Annotated in this window: 17 protein-coding genes, 2 tRNA genes and 1 other RNA gene; 17 read left to right on the forward strand and 3 right to left on the reverse strand. The window is 60.1% G+C overall.

Features of this window, described 5'->3' with window-relative positions; genetic code table 11:
• Nucleotides 1-33 precede the first annotated feature (33 nt).
• The 6 genes from hflX to GQB03_RS04085 are packed head-to-tail and all read left to right on the forward strand — an operon-like array spanning nucleotide 34 to nucleotide 6,009.
• A complete protein-coding gene (gene hflX / locus GQB03_RS04060) occupies nucleotides 34-1,194 on the forward strand; it encodes a ribosome rescue GTPase HflX (protein WP_159684733.1) in 1,161 nt (386 codons plus the stop codon).
• Nucleotides 1,195-1,212: 18 nt separating this feature from the next.
• Nucleotides 1,213-2,460, forward strand: coding sequence for an FtsH protease activity modulator HflK (hflK, locus tag GQB03_RS04065; protein WP_159684736.1), 1,248 nt, complete (start codon nucleotides 1,213-1,215; stop codon nucleotides 2,458-2,460).
• The gene (gene hflC, locus GQB03_RS04070; protein ID WP_159684739.1) at nucleotides 2,460-3,344 is read left to right on the forward strand and encodes a protease modulator HflC; all 885 of its coding nucleotides are present in this window, start codon (nucleotides 2,460-2,462) and stop codon (nucleotides 3,342-3,344) included. Before hflK ends, hflC begins: the two co-directional genes overlap by 1 nt.
• Nucleotides 3,344-3,529 (forward strand): DUF2065 domain-containing protein, encoded by a 186-nt coding sequence (locus tag GQB03_RS04075; RefSeq protein WP_159684742.1) that lies wholly within the window; start codon nucleotides 3,344-3,346, stop codon nucleotides 3,527-3,529. Before hflC ends, GQB03_RS04075 begins: the two co-directional genes overlap by 1 nt.
• Nucleotides 3,530-3,538: 9 nt before the next feature.
• The gene (locus tag GQB03_RS04080; RefSeq protein ID WP_159684745.1) at nucleotides 3,539-4,696 is read left to right on the forward strand and encodes an ATP phosphoribosyltransferase regulatory subunit; all 1,158 of its coding nucleotides are present in this window, start codon (nucleotides 3,539-3,541) and stop codon (nucleotides 4,694-4,696) included.
• Nucleotides 4,697-4,698: 2 nt separating this feature from the next.
• The gene (locus GQB03_RS04085) at nucleotides 4,699-6,009 is read left to right on the forward strand and encodes an adenylosuccinate synthase (protein ID WP_159684748.1); all 1,311 of its coding nucleotides are present in this window, start codon (nucleotides 4,699-4,701) and stop codon (nucleotides 6,007-6,009) included.
• 141 nt (nucleotides 6,010-6,150) lie between these two features.
• Here the strand turns inward: GQB03_RS04085 and GQB03_RS04090 are convergent.
• Nucleotides 6,151-6,237: transfer RNA gene (locus tag GQB03_RS04090), tRNA-Leu, on the reverse strand.
• Nucleotides 6,238-6,359: 122 nt separating this feature from the next.
• Nucleotides 6,360-6,446: transfer RNA gene (locus GQB03_RS04095), tRNA-Leu, on the reverse strand.
• Nucleotides 6,447-6,485: 39 nt separating this feature from the next.
• Here GQB03_RS04095 and rnr point away from each other — a divergent pair.
• The 4 genes from rnr to ffs all read left to right on the forward strand — a co-directional run bounded on the left by rnr (nucleotide 6,486) and on the right by ffs (nucleotide 10,651).
• The gene (gene rnr, locus GQB03_RS04100) at nucleotides 6,486-8,945 is read left to right on the forward strand and encodes a ribonuclease R (RefSeq protein ID WP_159684751.1); all 2,460 of its coding nucleotides are present in this window, start codon (nucleotides 6,486-6,488) and stop codon (nucleotides 8,943-8,945) included.
• A complete protein-coding gene (gene rlmB, locus GQB03_RS04105) occupies nucleotides 8,938-9,681 on the forward strand; it encodes a 23S rRNA (guanosine(2251)-2'-O)-methyltransferase RlmB (protein WP_159684753.1) in 744 nt (247 codons plus the stop codon). The genes rnr and rlmB overlap by 8 nt, the downstream gene beginning before the upstream one ends.
• 160 nt (nucleotides 9,682-9,841) lie before the next feature.
• Nucleotides 9,842-10,504, forward strand: coding sequence for a HugZ family pyridoxamine 5'-phosphate oxidase (locus GQB03_RS04110; protein WP_159684756.1), 663 nt, complete (start codon nucleotides 9,842-9,844; stop codon nucleotides 10,502-10,504).
• A 48-nt stretch (nucleotides 10,505-10,552) separates the two neighbouring features.
• Nucleotides 10,553-10,651: signal recognition particle sRNA small type (ffs, locus tag GQB03_RS04115), an RNA gene on the forward strand.
• 131 nt (nucleotides 10,652-10,782) lie between these two features.
• Here ffs and GQB03_RS04120 read toward each other — a convergent pair.
• Entirely contained in the window at nucleotides 10,783-11,019 is a 237-nt protein-coding gene (locus GQB03_RS04120) for a hypothetical protein (protein ID WP_159684759.1), read from the reverse strand.
• 437 nt (nucleotides 11,020-11,456) lie between these two features.
• Here GQB03_RS04120 and dnaX point away from each other — a divergent pair, with 437 nt between their 5' ends.
• The 7 genes from dnaX to GQB03_RS04155 all read left to right on the forward strand — a co-directional run bounded on the left by dnaX (nucleotide 11,457) and on the right by GQB03_RS04155 (nucleotide 18,472).
• Complete coding sequence (dnaX, locus tag GQB03_RS04125; protein ID WP_159684762.1) at nucleotides 11,457-13,388, forward strand: DNA polymerase III subunit gamma/tau; 1,932 nt, start codon at nucleotides 11,457-11,459, stop codon at nucleotides 13,386-13,388.
• A gap of 28 nt (nucleotides 13,389-13,416) precedes the next feature.
• Nucleotides 13,417-13,740, forward strand: a complete 324-nt coding sequence (locus tag GQB03_RS04130) for a YbaB/EbfC family nucleoid-associated protein (RefSeq protein ID WP_159684765.1) — start codon at nucleotides 13,417-13,419, stop codon at nucleotides 13,738-13,740.
• Nucleotides 13,741-13,807: 67 nt separating this feature from the next.
• Entirely contained in the window at nucleotides 13,808-14,401 is a 594-nt protein-coding gene (gene recR, locus GQB03_RS04135) for a recombination mediator RecR (protein ID WP_159684768.1), read from the forward strand.
• A 32-nt stretch (nucleotides 14,402-14,433) separates the two neighbouring features.
• The gene (locus GQB03_RS04140; RefSeq protein WP_235026937.1) at nucleotides 14,434-15,660 is read left to right on the forward strand and encodes a CaiB/BaiF CoA transferase family protein; all 1,227 of its coding nucleotides are present in this window, start codon (nucleotides 14,434-14,436) and stop codon (nucleotides 15,658-15,660) included.
• Between the two features lie 194 nt (nucleotides 15,661-15,854).
• Complete coding sequence (gene petA, locus GQB03_RS04145; protein WP_159684771.1) at nucleotides 15,855-16,439, forward strand: ubiquinol-cytochrome c reductase iron-sulfur subunit; 585 nt, start codon at nucleotides 15,855-15,857, stop codon at nucleotides 16,437-16,439.
• 3 nt (nucleotides 16,440-16,442) lie between these two features.
• Nucleotides 16,443-17,711 (forward strand): cytochrome b, encoded by a 1,269-nt coding sequence (locus GQB03_RS04150; protein WP_159684774.1) that lies wholly within the window; start codon nucleotides 16,443-16,445, stop codon nucleotides 17,709-17,711.
• Complete coding sequence (locus tag GQB03_RS04155) at nucleotides 17,708-18,472, forward strand: cytochrome c1 (RefSeq protein ID WP_159684777.1); 765 nt, start codon at nucleotides 17,708-17,710, stop codon at nucleotides 18,470-18,472. Before GQB03_RS04150 ends, GQB03_RS04155 begins: the two co-directional genes overlap by 4 nt.
• The last annotated feature ends 105 nt before the right edge of the window (nucleotides 18,473-18,577 follow it).

Here is an 18,577-nt window from a genome sequence, read left to right on the forward strand (position 1 = left end):
CAGGGTGGCAGCGTGCCTGCATGAACGGCATCAATGTTTGACCGGCCTGAGTCGGGCACCAGGGCTGTACTGGTGCAACTGGATTTCGGGCAGGGCGCATATTCCGAGCGTCTCTCGGAGGTGGTGCTGCTGGCAGGAAGTGCCGGCGCGGACGTTGTCGCGCAGGTTTCGGGGCGCAGGCAGGCACCGGACCCGGCCTTGTACGCGGGCAAGGGGAAGGTTCAGGAAATAGGTGACGCGATTCGCGAGAACGCTGCGGATCTGGTCATCTTCAACCATGAGCTCTCGCCCGCCCAGCAGCGTAACCTGGAGCGGACGCTGAATTGTCGGGTCATTGACCGCAACGCTCTGATCCTCGACATCTTTGCGCTCAGGGCCAAGAGTCATGAGGGCAAGCTGCAGGTCGAACTCGCCCAGCTGGAACATCTTTCCACAAGACTGATTCGCGGGTGGACTCACCTTGAGCGCCAGAAAGGCGGTATCGGTCTGAGGGGGCCTGGAGAAACCCAGCTGGAGACCGACCGCAGGTTGCTCGGTGTTCGGGTAAAGGCCCTGAAGATCAGGCTGGCCGCGCTCGAAAAGCAACGGCGGGTGCGTCGTCGCGCACGAGAGAAGGGAAAGCTGCTCGCCGTGTCGCTGGTGGGTTATACGAACGCCGGCAAATCGACGCTGTTCAACTCCCTCACCAAGGCTGGAGCCTATGCTGCCGACCAGCTGTTCGCCACGCTCGACACGACCTCGCGGCGGCTCTATCTCGGGGATGCAGGGAACGCAGTCGTGTCCGACACTGTCGGATTCATTCGCGATCTACCCCATGCGCTGGTTGCCGCCTTCCACGCAACGCTAGAGGAAACGGCCGCAGCGGATTTGCTGCTGCATGTGGTCGATTCGGCGAGTGAGGATCGTGATGACCAGATTGCCGCGGTGAACAAGGTTCTTGATGAAATCGGGGCCGGTGGAATCCCGCAGATTCTGGTCTGGAACAAGATTGATCTGACCCGAGCCGAGCCGGGGGTAGAGCGGGACGAGTGTGATAACATACGCCGCGTTTTTTTGAGCGCGCGGAGCGGCGAGGGAATGGATCTGCTGCGTCAGGCGCTGGCTGAAAAGGCGCTTGCCCGGACCGCCGATGGTGAAGACCAGGGCGGCGATGCTTCCTCGCCTTGTAGTGAGACCGATTCGGTCAGAACGTAACGACGAGCATCAGAAATCATGTCACTAAACGATCCGCGCTGGGGAAACCAGGGGAACGACAACAACCGCGACGGCAATCAGGGGCCGCCTGATCTCGAAGAGATGTGGCGCGATTTCAATCGTCGCCTCAGCGCGCTTTTCGGCGGCCGGCGGGGCGGTTCCGGTGGTGGTGGCGAAGGTGGCCCAGCATTCAACTTCCGTCTTTTTGGCGGTGGTTTCGGCGTCATCGCTGCCCTTGCGCTCGCGGCATGGGCAGCCAGTGGCTTCTATATTGTCGATGCGAGCCAGCGTGGGGTGGTCCTGCGCTTCGGCAAATTCGTCGAGACCACCGAGCCGGGCCTGCGCTGGCGCATGCCATTCCCGATCGAATCGCAAGAGTTGGTGAATCTCACCGGCGTACGGACCGTCGAGGTCGGCTATCGTGGATCGGAGCGTAACAAGGTGCTCAACGAAGCCCTGATGCTTACCGACGATGAAAACATCATCAACATACAGTTCGCGGTGCAGTACATCCTCAACAACCCCGAGAACTATCTGTTCAACAACCGCGAGCCGGACGAGTCGGTCATTCAGGCGGCCGAGACGGCCATGCGCGAGATCGTCGGCAAGAGCCGGATGGACTTCGTGTTGTACGAAGGACGCGAGCAGATCGCAGCAACGGCCCATACACTCATGCAGGCCATTCTCGATCGCTACCAGACCGGTATCCAGATCAGCAAGGTGACGATGCAGAATGCGCAGCCTCCCGAGCAGGTCCAGGCAGCGTTCGACGACGCGGTGAAAGCCGGCCAGGACAGGGAACGCCAGAAGAACGAAGGCCAGGCATACGCCAACGACGTGATCCCGCGAGCCCGGGGAACGAGCTCGCGGCTGTTGCAGGAGTCGGAAGGCTACCGGTCGCGGGTGGTGGCGCAAGCCGAAGGTGATGCTGCGCGTTTCAGCCAGGTGCTGGGCGAATATTCGAAGGCGCCGGAAGTTACCCGTCGGCGGATCTATCTCGAGACCATGCAGGACATCTACAGCAATACGACAAAGATCATGGTGGATGCGCGCGCAAACGGCAATTTGATGGTCCTTCCTCTCGACAAGATCCTGCAACAGACAGGCGCTGCGCCATCCGGTGTGGCATCGACTGCAGTCGGCGGGGACGTCCAGAGAGGCGCCTCGGCCGAGGCGGCCCAGAACATGTCGACCGGACGTTCGACGGGGAGCGGCAGCGATTTTCGCGACCGTGACAGCATGCGCAATCGGGACGGAGGTCGTTAATGCGTGACAAGCTATCAATGCTAGGTGCGCTTGCCGTCCTTGCCATCGTCGTGGTGTCGATGTCCGTGTTCACCGTGGATCAGCGCCAGTTCGCGCTTGTTTTCCAGCTCGGTGAGATCAAGACCGTGATCGACAAGCCGGGCCTCAATTTCAAATGGCCGCTGATCCAGAACGTGCGCTATTTCGATCGGCGAATTCTGACGATGGATACCCCGGAGCCCGAGCGTTTCATTACTTCGGAAAAGAAGAACGTTCTGGTCGATCTTTTCGTCAAGTGGCGTATTGTCGATCCTTCGCTGTACTACATCTCGGTCAGTGGTGACGAGGCACGTGCGCGGACGCGACTGCAGCAGACCGTCAATGCGAATCTGCGCGAGGAGTTCGGTAAACGGACCGTCCACGAGGTGGTTTCCGGCCAGCGCGACAACATCATGGAAGAGATGCGCAACAAGGCCGATCAGGATTCCCGCAAGATCGGCGTCCAGATCGTCGATGTCCGTCTGAAGCGTGTCGACCTTCCGCTCGAGGTTTCAGAGTCGGTTTATCGACGCATGGAGGCCGAACGCAAGCGGGTCGCCAATGAATTGCGTTCCGAGGGCGCAGCCGAAGCGGAGAAGATTCGCGCCGATGCGGATCGCCAGCGTGAGGTCATCGTCGCAGAGGCTTATCGCGAGGCGCAACAGATCAAGGGTGAGGGCGATGCCAAGGCGGCGGCGATCTATGCCGATGCCTTCAAGAAGGATCCCGAGTTCTTTGCGTTCTATCGCAGTCAGGAGGCCTATCGTCAGAGTTTCCGCAGCAAGAGCGACGTGGTGGTGGTCGAACCGAACAGCGATTTCTTCCGTTATCTTCGTAGTGCGACGGGTGGCAAGAGCGGCAATTGATGAAAAGTTCGCTGCTCACGGCCTTCGCGCTGATGTTGGTGCTCGAAGGCCTGCTTCCATTTGTGGCGCCAGCAGCCTGGCGTGAAACATTCAGGCGGGTAATTCAGCTCGCCGATGGTCAGATCCGTTTCATCGGTCTCGCTTCGATGCTCCTTGGTCTGGGACTACTCTTTCTTTTCGGTTGATTCTCCTTCATGCGCTGGGTTCTACCCGAATACATCCAGGACGTTCTACCCGCCGAGGCGCGCAAGCTGGAAAGCCTGCGCAGACGGCTGCTCGACGCCTACCATCTGCGCGGCTTCCAATTGGTGACGCCGCCGCTTCTTGAATATCTGGAATCTCTGCTGACAGGCGCCGGCGAGGATCTGAAGCTCCGCACCCTGAAACTGGTTGACCAGATCTCCGGCCGGACCATGGGCGTACGAGCAGACATGACGCCACAAGTGGCACGCATCGATGCCCACCTGCTCAATCGGGAGGGCGTAAGTCGTCTGTGTTACTGCGGCAGCGTGCTTCACGCGCTGCCTGCGTCGCTCACGGCAAGCAGGGAGCCCCTGCAATTGGGTGCCGAGATCTATGGTCATGAAGGCCTCGAGGCCGATATAGAGGTTGTGCGACTGCTCGCGGATAGCCTGGGTATTGCAGGCGTGGCCGCCAGTCGCATCGACCTGGGGCATATGGGGCTTTTTCGGGCTCTTGCGCGTGGCGCAGCGCTTACCGCGGAGCGAGAGGCCGCGTTGTTCGACCTGCTGCAGACCAAGGACTCGCCTTCGCTCGCTGAGTTCCTGGTCGACGTTCCGGAGCGGTACCGTAATGCCTTGCTCGCATTGCCGCGCCTGTACGGTGACCGCTCGGTCCTCGAAACGGCGCGTGGGATCCTCCCGGCGGAGCCCGAGGTGCTGCGCGCACTGGACGAACTTTCACGGCTTGCGGATGCGCTGGCTGACCTGCCCGTCAGCTTCGACCTTGCCGATCTTCGTGGCTACCATTACCACAGCGGGATGGTGCTCGCGGCCTATGCCGAGGGCGTTTCCGGGGCGATTGCGCTCGGTGGTCGCTACGACCGCATCGGCGAGAACTTTGGACGTGGTCGTCCGGCTACCGGGTTCAGCCTCGATCTGCGCATGCTTGCCCGTGGTGTTGGCGATACAGGCACCCCCGGCGCGATTCTGGCACCCTTCGACGGCGGCAGGACCTTGCAGACCGAGATCGAGCGCTTGCGTGCCGCTGGGGAAGTCGTGGTCGCGAGCCTGCCGGGCCACGACGGGACATGGGGCGAGGCCGGCTGTGACCGGCAGCTTGTTCAGCGCGATGGCGAGTGGGTCGTCATGTCGCTTCAGGGAGAGAAATAGGAATGGCAAAGAACGTCGTGGTAGTCGGCACCCAGTGGGGCGACGAAGGGAAGGGCAAGATCGTCGACTGGTTGACCGATCATGCGGAAGGCGTGGTGCGCTTCCAGGGCGGACACAACGCTGGTCATACGCTGGTGATCGGCAAGAACGAGTACAAGCTCAACCTGGTCCCGTCGGGTATCGTCCGCGAGGGCGTCAAGTGCTACATCGGCAATGGTGTGGTGCTTGACATTCATCACCTCCTCTCTGAGATCGAAACCCTTGAAGCTGGTGGCATCAAGGTTCGTGATCGTCTGAGAATAAGCCCGGGCTGCCCGGTGATTCTCGGCTACCACGTCGCCCTGGATCGGGCACGCGAGGCGCAACGAGCGGCTTGCGACAAGATCGGCACGACCGGCAAGGGAATCGGGCCCACCTACGAAGACAAGGTTTCACGGCGTGCCGTACGGCTCTACGATCTTTACGACCGCGAGCGCTTCGCAGCCAAGCTGCGGGACATCCTCGAGTACCATAATTTCGTGCTGACGCAGCATCTTGGGGCCGATCCGGTCGATTTTCAGACGGTCTTCGATCAGGCCTTGGCAGACGCAGACAAGATCCGTCCGATGATTGCCGATGTGTCCGCCGAGCTCTACGCGGTGAACAAATCAGGTGGCAGTCTGTTGTTCGAGGGTGCGCAGGGTACGCTGCTCGATATCGATCACGGTACCTATCCGTTCGTCACCTCGAGCAACTGTGTTGCCGGGCAGGCTGCGGCCGGTGCTGGCGTCGGTCCGGGACGGCTGCACTACGTTCTGGGCATTACCAAGGCATACTGCACGCGCGTGGGGGCAGGCCCGTTCCCGACCGAACTGGACATGGAGACCGAGGGGGCGCCGGGCAACCAGATGTCGGTCAAGGGGCGCGAATTCGGTACCGTAACGGGACGCAAGCGGCGCTGCGGCTGGCTTGATCTGGCCGCACTCAAGCGTTCGATCATCATCAATGGTGTTTCCGGGCTGTGCATCACCAAGCTCGACGTGCTCGATGGCCTGACGGAACTGCGGCTCTGCACTGGCTATATGCTCGACGGGCAGCGCGTCGACCTGTTGCCGATGGGGGCCGACGAAGTCACCCATTGCGAACCGATCTACGAAACGATGGCGGGCTGGAGCGGTACGACTTACGGTGCGCAGACCTGGGACGAGCTTCCGCCGGAGGCGCGCGCCTATCTGCATCGCATCGAGGAGATCTGTGAGGTCTCCATTGATGTGGTGTCGACCGGTCCGGAGCGCGACGAGACCATCCTCAGGCGCCATCCGTTCGGCGCGTGAGTCTGGGATGTTGCTCCCGGCGGCGGGAGAGGATCGGGTGGTCCTGGCCAGTCCGATCCTGCCTGTAGCCCGGAGTTCGTGCAGGCGCGCTTGGTGGAAAATGCAAAAAGGCCGATCTTTCGATCGGCCTTCGCAAAGAACTGGTGCCCAGAAGAGGACTCGAACCTCCACGCCCGCAAGGACACTAGCACCTGAAGCTAGCGCGTCTACCAATTCCGCCATCTGGGCAGGAGCCGGCATTATAGTTACGAAGTGCAGATCTGGAAAGCGCTTTTTTGCCAGGCCCGTGTCTTCCAGAGAAGCGCTGAAAAACAAAAAAGCCGGTCAAAAGACCGGCTTCCTGAATTGTCTGGTGCCCAGAAGAGGACTCGAACCTCCACACCCGTAAGAGTACTAGCACCTGAAGCTAGCGCGTCTACCAATTCCGCCACCTGGGCAACGAGACGCGGATTATAAATACAAGGATTGAATTGTCAATGTCCCGAAACAAAGAAAACAACAAGCCTCGCCGGGGCCGTAGTCAGCTTAGCGCGATCCGCAGGGCCGATCCGTTTTTCGAACGCGAGTCGGCCAGCTATGAACAGCCGCTGCCGAGTCGTGAGTATGTCGAGCAGATCCTCGCTGAGCGCGGTGTTCCGATGAGCGTCGATGCGCTTGCCGAGGCGCTTGATATCCGCGAGCAGGAGCTCGAATTCTTTTCGCGCCGGCTTGGGGCAATGGTTCGTGACGGACAGCTGGTGCGCAATCGACGCGGCGACTGCCTTCTGCCTGACAAGGCGGATCTGATCCGGGGGCGCGTACAGGGCCATGCTGACGGATTCGGTTTTGTCATCCGCGATGACAAGGGGCCCGACGTGTTCCTGGGGCCGCGTACCATGCGTGAGGTCCTGCACGGCGATCGAGTGATCGTGCGCATCGCGGGTACTGACCGCCGTGGTCGGCCGGAAGGCAAGATCGTCGAGATCCTGGAACGGGGGAAACAGCGTATCGTGGGTCGCGTGCTGGAGCAGCATGGGGTCCTTGTCGTCGTGCCCGAAGACCGCCGCATTGCTCAGGACATCTTGCTTGCACCCGCGGCGCTCAAGGGTCGCAAGAAGGCGGTCGCCGGACAGGTGGTGACGGTCGAGCTGATCGAACAGCCGACGAAGTTTGCTCAGCCTGTCGGCAAGATCGTGGAGATCCTTGGCAACTATGCCGACGCCGGCATGGAGATCGAGATTGCCTTGCGAAAGCATGACCTCCCATTCGAGTTCTCGAGCGAGGCCAAAGCGCAGGCAAGGAAGCTGCCACTTGCCGTTCGCAAAAAGGATCTCGCTGGCCGGGAAGACATTCGCCACCTGCCGCTGGTAACGATCGATGGTGAAACCGCCCGCGATTTCGATGATGCGGTGTACTGCGAACGTCAGGGGCGCGGTTTTAGGCTGATCGTGGCGATTGCCGACGTGTCGCACTACGTTGCGCCTGGCTCGCCACTTGACCGAGAATCCCATGATCGCGGTAATTCAGTGTACTTCCCGAGGCGAGTGATTCCGATGCTTCCGGAGCGCCTGTCCAACGGCCTGTGCTCTCTCAATCCCGAGGTTGATCGCCTGTGTATGGTTTGCGACATGTCATTGTCCATGACGGGGGCGATCAAGACGTATCGCTTCTACCCGGCGGTGATGTTCTCTCACGCCCGGCTGACCTACAACAAGGTCGCGGCGGCACTTTACGACAAGGATCCAGTGGCGCGCGAAGAGCTTGCGGGCCTGCTTTCCCAGCTCGAAAATCTCGACAGGCTCTTTCGCGTGCTGCTGAAAGCCCGGGCCAAGCGCGGTGCGATTGATTTCGAGACGACCGAAACCAGAATGATTTTCGACGATAACGGCAAGATCGAGCGGATCGTGCCAGAACGACGTAACGATGCGCATCGCCTGATCGAAGAGTGCATGCTGGCAGCCAATGTGTGCGCTTCGGAATTCCTGCAGGCGCGGTCGCAGCCCGCCCTGTACCGGGTTCACGAAGGCCCTACGCTCGAGCGCCTCGAGCGCCTGAGAGGCTTCCTCGGCGAGTTCGGGCTCGATATCGGCGGCGGGGACGATCCGAAAGCGTCTGACTATGCGCGTTTGCTCGAGAAGGTCAAAGACCGCCCCGACGCGCAATTGCTGCAGACCGTAATGCTTCGCTCGTTACGCCAGGCGGTTTACAGTCCCGATAACGTCGGTCATTTCGGGTTGGCATACGAGGCCTATACTCATTTCACCTCGCCAATCCGCAGGTATCCGGATTTGTTGGTACACCGTGCGATCAAGGCGGCGCTTGAAAAAAGCCGTTACGAGCCCGGGGACTGGGACGCGATCGGCCTGCACTGCTCGCAAACCGAGCGCCGGGCCGACGAAGCGACCCGTGATGTTGAGTCTTGGCTCAAGTGCTTCTACATGCAGGACAAGGTTGGTGCGGAGTTTACTGGCAGCGTCTCGGCGGTGGTACCCTTCGGCCTCTTCGTGGCGCTCGACGACATCTTCATCGAGGGATTGATCCACATTTCCGAGCTGGGGAGTGATTATTTTCACTTCGACGAGACCCGTCACGAACTGCTTGGCGAACGCAGTGGTACCGCTTACCGGCTCTCGGACAGGGTCAGGGTGCAGTTGGTGAGGGTGGATCTGGAAACCACCAAGATCGATTTTCGGCTTATCGAGGGGCCGCAGCGCGTAACACGACGCGGTGGCAAGACTACGCGTGACAATGCGCAGATGCGTTCGCCAACGGCCGTCGTCGATAAAACCCCGTCGGCTGTTCGTCGTGCCCCGGTAGAGGCTCCAAAGGGTACGGCTAAACCCAAGACCGGCAAGACTGCGACCAAATCTCGGGCAAAGGTGAAACCGGCCCGTGTTTCGCGCAAATCGGTTTCATCCTCAAACAGCAAGACCAACAAGAGCCGAAAACGTGGCTGAAAACGCGATTCGCTATATCTATGGCTTTCACGCCGTTATTTCCAAGATGCGCCAGACCCCGGAAGGTGTGCTGGAGGTATACATCGATGCCCAGCGCAACGATGGACGAGCACGGGACCTGATCCAGCAGGCGCAGCAGGCAGGTGTGAAGCTGACACCGACCGAATCCGACCGACTTCAACGTATGGTCGGAACCCATCGACACCAGGGCGTGGTCGCTCGAATCGATGGACGTCGCAGGGAGTTGAAACTCGTGGATGTGCTCGACACGCTTACCGAACCAGCATTACTTCTGGTACTCGATGGCGTGACGGATCCGCATAACCTCGGCGCCTGTCTACGCGTCGCCGACGCGGTCGGCGCCCAGGCCGTTATTGCTCCCAAGGATCGCTCGGCGGGGCTTAATGCAACGGCCATGAAAGTGGCGAGCGGTGCTGCCGATACCGTCCCCTACGTAACCGTCACCAATTTGGCGAGAAGCCTGCGGGAACTGCAGGAGGCTGGTGTCTGGACGATCGGTGCCGCTGGTGAGGCCGACAAATCGATCTATTCGATTGACCAGAAAGGGCCGGTAGCCTGGGTTCTTGGTGCGGAGGGTGAGGGGCTGCGACGGCTTACCCGGGAAACGTGCGATGAGCTTGCCCGCATCCCGATGTATGGGACTGTTGAGAGCCTGAATGTTTCCGTTGCCAGTGGCGTATGCCTGTTCGAGGCGAGACGGCAGCGTAACAGCTAGTTGCCGCTTCGCGCAGTCGGATCGGTGACGCGCAATGGTCGGCACAAGCATCCAATGACGAGTCACTGGCACGCCGCAGAAGCAGAGTCTTGTCGCCAGCGGTAGACTCGAACCGGAACGCCTGATTCCCAAGCCCGAGACGTCATTTCCGGAAGACACCATGAGAGTCGATCCTCGCCAGGCCCGTGAGCTTTTGCACCGCTGCGCCAGCGGTGCCCTCGGCACCCTGTCCCTCAACATGCCGGGATACCCCTTCGTAACCCTGCTCCCCTACGTGCTCGACGCCGAAGCTACACCGCTGATTCTGGTAAGTGATCTGGCGGAACACACGCGCAACCTGAGAGGTGATTCGCGTGCAAGTCTGATGGTGGCGGAGCCGAGTCGATCCCCTCTCGAGGCACCCCGGGTGACCCTGCTCGGGGATGCCGTGCCGATCTCCATGCCACCTGCGGCAGTAGACCGGTTCATGCGTTATCTGCCGGATGCCACCTCTTACCTTTCGCTCGGGGATTTTCGCTTCTATCGGCTCGCCGTGCGGCGTATCCGTCTTGTTGGAGGTTTCGCGCGCATGGGCTGGATCGAAGCGCCGTCTCATATGCCCCCCGCGATTCTTGCCCCTTCAACGGAGTCGGACTGTATCCGTGAACTTGAAGATCGTATTCCCGAGGGGTGGCGGACACTGGGTGTCGACGTCGAGGGCGTGGATCTGGCCGATCGCGACGGTGCGCGAAGGCGCTTGGCATTTCCGTCTGCCGTGTGTGAGCCGGATGCACTTATTCAGGCCGTACTTGCGAGCGTTGATGGCATCGCTGATCCCGCCTGAATTGCATTATCAGCGCATCGCTTCGCCATAGTTGGTACAATCCGGCGTGGCGGGCCTCCCCGCATTGCAGTGCGGTGAACCTGGTCAGGGCCGGAAGGCAGCAGCCACAGCCGTTCCCTGCAAGTGCCGGGGGTCAGGCTCGCCACCCCGAATCCTTGAAAATGGCGTCCAGATGCGAGGGACGCCATTTTCTCGTCGGCGATAGTGGAGGGGGCGAGCAGATGTCACCGACAGACAGCGCCTGCGCGCGCTCCGCAGTCGGCCCTGCGGACAATAGTCTAGAGCTGCCAGCCCGTCGTGGGTGTGGGTGACCAATCACGGTTGGTCGCCGTGAGTTCCGCTGCACTGGTAGCGACGATGGACGAACGCGCATCCAGAGTTGTCGCTGCGCCCTGCAGACCGTGCGAGCTCAGGATGACAATGCCTGAAAGTGCGATCAACCAGCCTCCCAGTACACGCATTGCGCCGAGCGGACTCGCGGGTTGATAGTGCAGACGGATGATTCTGGTTGCCATATCGGCTCCTTCAACGATGTTGATCCGGACACCAAGCTTTTCATGTCCAGTATTGGCTCGGAGCAAAAAAATAGTTCAAATTCATTAAAATAGTTATTTTAATAGTTTTGAACTATTAAATTTGGGCCGCTCCTGACCTCGGCGGGGCGCGCATCGCCATATGTGCCGAAATGTCGAACGTCTCGGATGTGCTTGGTGGTGGCTTTCGTGTCAGGCCGACATGGCAATGGCCGCCATTGCGTTGATGAGAATTGCCATCGTGTCGCGACCCAGAAGATGCTCGATCATGTTTTCTGCCTCCTGCTCCGATGGCTTCATCATAAGGCGACGAAATAGTTTTTCGTTATTGATTGTTCAAATGCAATTGATAGCACCGTGCGATTCTGCCAACGGATCGGAAACGCAGTTAGCGCACCCGGCCTGCTAGAATGGCGCCCATGTCCTATCAAGTGCTGGCCCGCAAGTGGCGCCCCAAAAGCTTCGAGACCCTGGTGGGGCAGGAGCATGTCGTACGGGCGTTGAGCCACGCGCTTGAGACGGGGAGGTTACATCACGCCTATCTTTTTACGGGTACGCGTGGGGTCGGCAAGACCACGATTTCGAGGATTCTCGCCAAATCGCTCAACTGCGAGACTGGTGTAACGCCGACGCCGTGCAATCGGTGCGACGCATGTCTGGCGATCGATGCCGATCGTTTTCCGGATTATGTCGAGATGGATGCGGCTTCCAATCGTGGCGTTGATGACATGGCGGCGCTGCTCGACAAGGCGGTATATGCGCCGGTTCAGGGGCGTTACAAGGTCTACATGATCGATGAAGTGCATATGCTGACCGGCCATGCCTTCAATGCGATGCTCAAAACCCTCGAGGAACCGCCCGAGCACGTCAAATTCATTCTGGCGACTACCGATCCACAGAAGATCCCGGTCACCGTGCTTTCGCGCTGCCTGCAGTTCAATCTCAAGCAGATGCCCCAACTGCACATCATCGAGCACCTGAACCGCCTGCTCGAAGCCGAAAACGTCAGCTTCGAACCCGGAGCCCTGCGACATCTGGCGAAGGCGGCGAACGGTTCCATGCGCGATGCCTTGTCGCTATTGGATCAGTCCATCGCACACGGTGCTGGCAAGGTGCTGGAGCAGCAGGTTGTCGACATGCTCGGTACCGTGGGTGACGACCATCTTTTCGAGATTCTTGACGCGTTGCGTACCGCTGATGCGTCCGGCATGCTCGCGGTTGCCGATCGGATGGAAACGAGAAGCCTGTCTTTCGATGCGGCACTCCAGGCGCTGGCCTCCCTGCTCCAGCGGATCGCCGTGCTGCAGCTTGCGCCTGCCGCGGTCGCGGATGAGTTCGAGCGTGCCCGCTTGACGTCGTATGCGAATGTCTTTGCACCCGAATTCCTGCAGCTTGCGTATCAGATCGTGATCCACGGCAGGGACGAGCTCGCGCTGGCGCCCGACGAATACGCCGGCTTCGTGATGACGCTGCTGCGTCTCGTGGCGTTTCGACCCGAGCAACCCGCGGCTTTGGGGGACGAGCCGATCAATCTCGGTTCCGGCGGCTTCGGACATGGCCGCGCCATGGGCGAGGTGGCCGCCGCGAGTACGTCCGCGCAGCCCTCCGGAATGGCTGGCGGGGCGGCGACGGCCGAGCGTGTGGGGTCAAGGGAGGCGACAACGGATACGAAGGAGTCGTCCTCGGCGATGGATGAGTCGGGAACGGTTGTTTCGACCAGCGCTGTCGAGCAAGACGCGAACACTCCTCCGTGGGAAGACCTGCCAGAGGAGGGAATGGCTATCGGAGGCCCTGCCTGGGAGGGCAGTGATTGTTCTACGGATACCTTTGCGTCCAATCTCCCGTCACAGTCGTCTGGCCCCGTAGACGACTTGATTGAACGGCCTCCCGTGACGGCGACCGAAATGAGCTCCGGTGAGGTATTGACGGAACGTTCTCGAGCCGAGCCGGGTGCTGCAATGGCGGAACCTGCAGACGACTGGCATGCTCTCATCCGTGCAATCGGTCTGGGTGGTATGGTTCGTGAACTCGCGCAACACTGCGAATTGGTCAGTCGTGACGCGGACACTCTGATGCTCCGACTGTCGAGTGCGCACCGGCATTTGCTGCAGCTTAACCGTGGAATCGCCGAGAAACTCCAGGCCGAAGTTTCGGCTCATGCCGGACGACCGGTTCGGGTTGCCATAGAGATAGGCGACATTGCGGGTGAAACACCGGCCCAGCGTGATCAGGCGGACCGCGCCGAGCGTCATGCCCTTGCTGTTGCCTCGCTGGAAAAGGATCCGTTCGTACGCGAACTGATCGAACGGTTTGATGCGACGCTCCTCGAGGCGTCGGTCAGACCCCTCTAAACCTTCAAACAATCGGAGTATGACGGCCATGATGAAAGGTGGACTTGCCGGGCTGATGAAACAGGCCCAGCAAATGCAGGAAAACATGAAGAAGATGCAGGATGCATTGGCCGAGATCGAGGTCGAGGGCCAGTCCGGTGCCGGCATGGTCAAGGTGCAGATGACCTGCAAGCACGACGTGCGTCGGGTTACCATCGACCCATCGGTGATGGATGACAAGGAGATGCTTGAAGATCTGCTTGCTGCGGCGGTGAACGATGCCGTGCGCCGTGTCGAGGCGACCACGCAGGAAAAGATGGCTGGTTTCACGTCCGGCCTGAATCTGCCGCCGGGCATGAAGTTGCCGTTCTGACGATGTCCTGCCGCCGGGGATCACCTGTCGGTGGTCACCCGTTACTCCCGCCTCGAAAAGGGTTCCGATGTCGCCCTCGAGTCTCGACGAACTGATCGAATCCTTGCGCTGCCTGCCTGGGGTAGGGCCAAAATCTGCCCAGCGAATGGCCTACCATCTGCTCCAGCGCAATCAGAAAGGCGCCTCGCGACTTGCCGCCGCGCTCGCACATGCGCTGAAGGTGTTGCAGCATTGCGAGCGGTGCAACACCTTCAGCGAGGAAAGAATCTGTCAGCGCTGTTCGAATTCGCACCGTGACGGCAGCTTGCTGTGTGTTGTGGAAATGCCTGCCGATCTGGCCATGATCGAACAGACGCAGGCCTATAACGGCTTGTACTACGTGTTGATGGGGCGCCTCTCGCCACTCGATGGGGTCGGGCCGCGTGAGCTCAAGCTCGATAAGCTTATTGCGCGTGCCACCGATGGCAAGGTCGAAGAGGTCGTGCTGGCCACCAATTTCACCAACGAGGGTGAAGCGACCGCGCATCTCGTATCCGAACTGCTGCATGCGCGCGGACTCAAGGTTAGCCGTTTGAGCCGCGGAGTTCCGGTGGGTGGGGAGTTGGAGCACACCGATTCGGGGACCATCGCCCAGGCGTTGATGGAAAGGCGGGCAGTCTGAATGGACTGGCTCCACAGGGCGGGGTTGGTGTCGTGAGTGGATTGGCAGACGCCGCTGAAGGGCAGAGGACCGAACGGCCCCTCGCGGGGGTAAGGGTCATCGAGTTCGGCACCTTGATCGCCGGGCCGTTCTGCACCCGCATCCTTGCCGAGTTCGGCGCCGAAGTCATCAAGATCGAGTCTCCCCGTGGTGGGGATCCGTTGCGGAAATGGCGGAAACTGCACAAAGGCACCTCGCTGTGGTGGTACCTCCAGGCACGTAACAAGAGATCACTTACGCTCGATCTCAAGGACCCGCGTGGCCTGGACATCGCGCGTCGACTTGCTGCACAGGCGCAGATCGTGGTCGAGAACTTTCGACCCGGAGTGATGGAAAAACTGGGGCTTGGCTGGGAGGTGCTGCATGAGCTCAATCCCCGACTCGTCATGGTCCGCCTGTCGGGTTTCGGTCAGACCGGGCCGATGAGGGATCAGCCCGGTTTCGGCGCGGTTGGCGAATCCATGGGTGGGCTTCGCTATGTGACCGGTTACCCGGACCGGCCACCTGTCAAGACGGGGGTTTCCATCGGCGATTCGATCGCGGCGCTGTGGGCAGCGTTCGGCGCCTTGATGGCCTTGCGTGAGCAGGAAGTCCGGGGCGGAGAAGGGCAGGTGGTGGATGTGGCGCTTTACGAAGCCGTCTTTGCAATGATGGAAAGCATGGTCCCCGAGTTTGATGTCTTCGGGTTCGTTCGCGAGCGCACCGGTAACGTAATGCCGGGAATCACGCCGTCCAATACGCACACGACCAAGGACGGCAGGCATCTGATCGTCGGCGCGAATGGCGACGCGATCTTCAAGCGGCTCATGCAGGCGATCGGGCGCGACGATCTTGCTCGGGATCCGGCCCTCGCGGACAACGCCGGCAGGGACGCGCGTGCTGCGGAAATCTACGCAGTCATCGACCAGTGGGTGGCGCGACACGAGGCAGAGCATGTCTTGTCCGTGCTCAAGGCGGCCGAGGTGCCGAGCTCCCATATTTATTCGGTGGCCGACATGTTCCGCGATCCGCAGTACTGTGCGCGCGAAATGTTCCAGACAGCGAATTTGCCTGACGGCAGGACTTTCGTCATGCCGGGCGTGGTGCCGAAACTCAGTGCAACGCCGGGTGGAACGGACTGGCCCGGCCCCGCACTTGGCCAGCATACAGACGAGCTGCTTGCAGAGCTTGGGTTCGAAGCTGGCGAGATCGCGGCCCTGCGCGCAGACGGTGTGGTCTAGTTTTTTTGCATTGCGGCACGAGAAGCATGCCGGGAATGTCGTTTTGAACCATGATCGGGTCGGGATTCTGAGTCTAAGTGATTGAATATTTAGTGAATTGAATGATTGTGCTTTCGTTGTGTAAGCGTTTTTTGCTAAACTCCGGAAGTTTTTTAATCCTGCATCTTTGATTTTTCCTTTAGGGAAGTGGGGCCATGAGCGTTGAGAATAAAATGGATGACAGTCGTCGGAGGCTGCTCGTCGCCACTTCGGCAGTAGGTGGTGGCTTGGCATGTGCCGCCGCGGTGCCGTTTGTAGCCAGCCTGACTCCGTCGGAGCGGGCCAAGGCGGCCGGGGCACCGGTCGAGGCCGACATCAGCAAGCTGCAGCCTGGCGAGATGATGACAGTCGAGTGGCGTGGAAAGCCGGTGTGGATCCTGCGCCGCACCGAAGAAATGCTGGCTGGGATCAAGAAAGTCGACGGGGAAGTCAGCGATCCGAACTCGGACCGTCCGATGCAGCCCGAATATGCCCACAACGAGTACCGTTCGATCAAACCGGAGTATCTGGTCGTGGTCGGGATCTGTACCCACCTGGGCTGTTCGCCTTCGAGCAAGTTCGAACCGGGTTCGGTCGGGCCGGACTGGCAGGGGGGGTTCCTGTGCCCGTGCCATGGTTCGACGTTCGATCTTGCCGCTCGCGTCTATAAGAGCAAGCCGGCGCCGGACAACCTCGAAGTGCCGCCGCACATGTATTTGTCGGATGCAAAGATTCTCATCGGTGAGGACGGGAAGGCCTAAGCCATGACGACGAAATCTCAAGAACTGCTCAATTGGGTCGACGCGCGTTTTCCGCTTACCTCGACCTGGAAGGCGCATCTCTCCGAGTACTATGCGCCCAAGAACTTCAACTTCTGGTACTACTTCGGTTCGCTGGCGCTGCTGGTACTGGTGCTGCAGATCGTTACCGGTATCTTCCTGGTGATGCACTACAAGCCGGATGCCTCGCTCAATGCGGCCGGTGTACCGGTGGCCTTCGCTTCGGTTGAATACATCATGCGCGATGTGCCGGGTGGCTGGCTTATCCGCTACATGCACTCCACCGGCGCCTCGGCTTTCTTCGTGGTGGTGTACCTGCACATGTTCCGTGGCCTGATCTACGGCTCGTACCGCAAGCCGCGCGAGTTGATCTGGATCTTCGGTACCCTGATCTTCCTGGCGCTGATGGCGGAAGCCTTCATGGGCTACCTCTTGCCGTGGGGTCAGATGTCGTATTGGGGGGCGCAGGTGATCGTGAACCTGTTCTCCGCGATCCCGATCATCGGTCCCGATCTGTCGCTGGTCATTCGTGGTGACTTCGTCGTTTCCGACGCCACTCTGAACCGCTTCTTCTCGTTCCACGTGATCGCCGTTCCGCTAGTGCTGATCGGGCTTGTCGCCGCGCACATCATCGCGCTGCACGAAGTCGGCTCGAACAACCCCGACGGTGTGGAGATCAAGAAGAAGAAGGGGGCGGACGGCATTCCGCTCGACGGCATCCCGTTCCATCCGTACTACTCGGTGAAGGATACGGTCGGCGTGGTGGCGTTCCTGTTCGTCTTCTCGGCAGTGGTGTTCTTCCTGCCTGAAGGTGGCGGCTACTTCCTGGAGTTCAACAACTTCTTCCCCGCCGATCCGCTCAAGACGCCGCCGCACATTGCACCGGTCTGGTACTTCACGCCGTTCTACTCGATGCTGCGCGCCGTGACCTACCCGTTGTTCGGTCTCGATGCCAAATTCTGGGGTGTGATCGCGATGGGTGCCGGTGTCGTCATCATAGCTTTCCTGCCGTGGCTCGACCGCAGTCCGGTAAAGTCGATCCGCTACAAGGGACCGATCTTCAAGACGGCGATTGCGATCTTCGTGGTGTGCTTCCTGATCCTTGGCTATCTGGGCGTTCTGCCGCCGACCCCGGCGCGCACGCTGGTGTCGCAGATCTGTTCGGCACTTTACTTCGGCTTCTTCCTCCTGATGCCCTGGTATTCCAAGCTGGACAAGTGCAAACCCGAACCGGAAAGGGTGAACTTCAAATGAAAACCCGCGGAATGAACATGATCAAGAAACTGCTTGGCGCGGTGATTCTTCTGCCGGCGCTGGCCTTTGCCTCCGAAGCGGTGCATCTCGACAAGGCACCGGTCTCGATGGACCCGGCCTCGCTTCAACATGGCGCGAAGATCTTCGTCAATTACTGCCTGAACTGTCATGGCGCGAGTTATCAGCGCTACAACCGCCTCAGGGACATCGGCCTGTCCGAGGAACTGATCAAGGACAACCTGATGTTTACCGCCGACAAGATCGGCGAGCAGATGAAGATTGCCTTGCGGGCGGCTGATGGCAAAGCCTGGTTTGGCGCAACGCCGCCAGACCTTACGGTGATTGCTCGTGCTCGGGCTTCGGAATTCGGTAGCGGTGGAGATTGGCTCTATACCTATCTGCGCTCTTTCTACCGCGATCCCGAGCGCCCCACCGGCTGGAACAACACCATTTTCCCGAACGTGGGCATGCCGCACGTGCTTTGGCAGTTGCAGGGTGACCAGATTGCCAAGGTCACCGAAGAGGACGATGGCCATGGCAACATGGTCAAGCACATCGAACTCGAGCAGGGCAAAGCCGGCATGTTGTCGAAGGAAGAGTACGACAAGACGGTAGCCGATCTGGTGTCCTACCTGGTATGGATGGGTGAGCCGATTGCGCAGACCCGTCAGACCATCGGGACCTGGGTGCTGGCTGCCCTGGCCTTGCTCTTCGTGCTGGCCCTGGCGCTCAAGAAGGCCTACTGGAAAGACGTGCATTAATCATCCGCGCGGCGCAGCCATATTGGCGTGCCGTCGTTTTCGCTCCGAAAGCGGACCACACCGGGCTCACGAAGCCCGGTGTGCATTCCGGAGCCCTGCTGGAGT

The organism is Cognatazoarcus halotolerans (assembly GCF_009800965.1).
Taxonomy (GTDB): Bacteria; Pseudomonadota; Gammaproteobacteria; order Burkholderiales; family Rhodocyclaceae; genus Cognatazoarcus; species Cognatazoarcus halotolerans.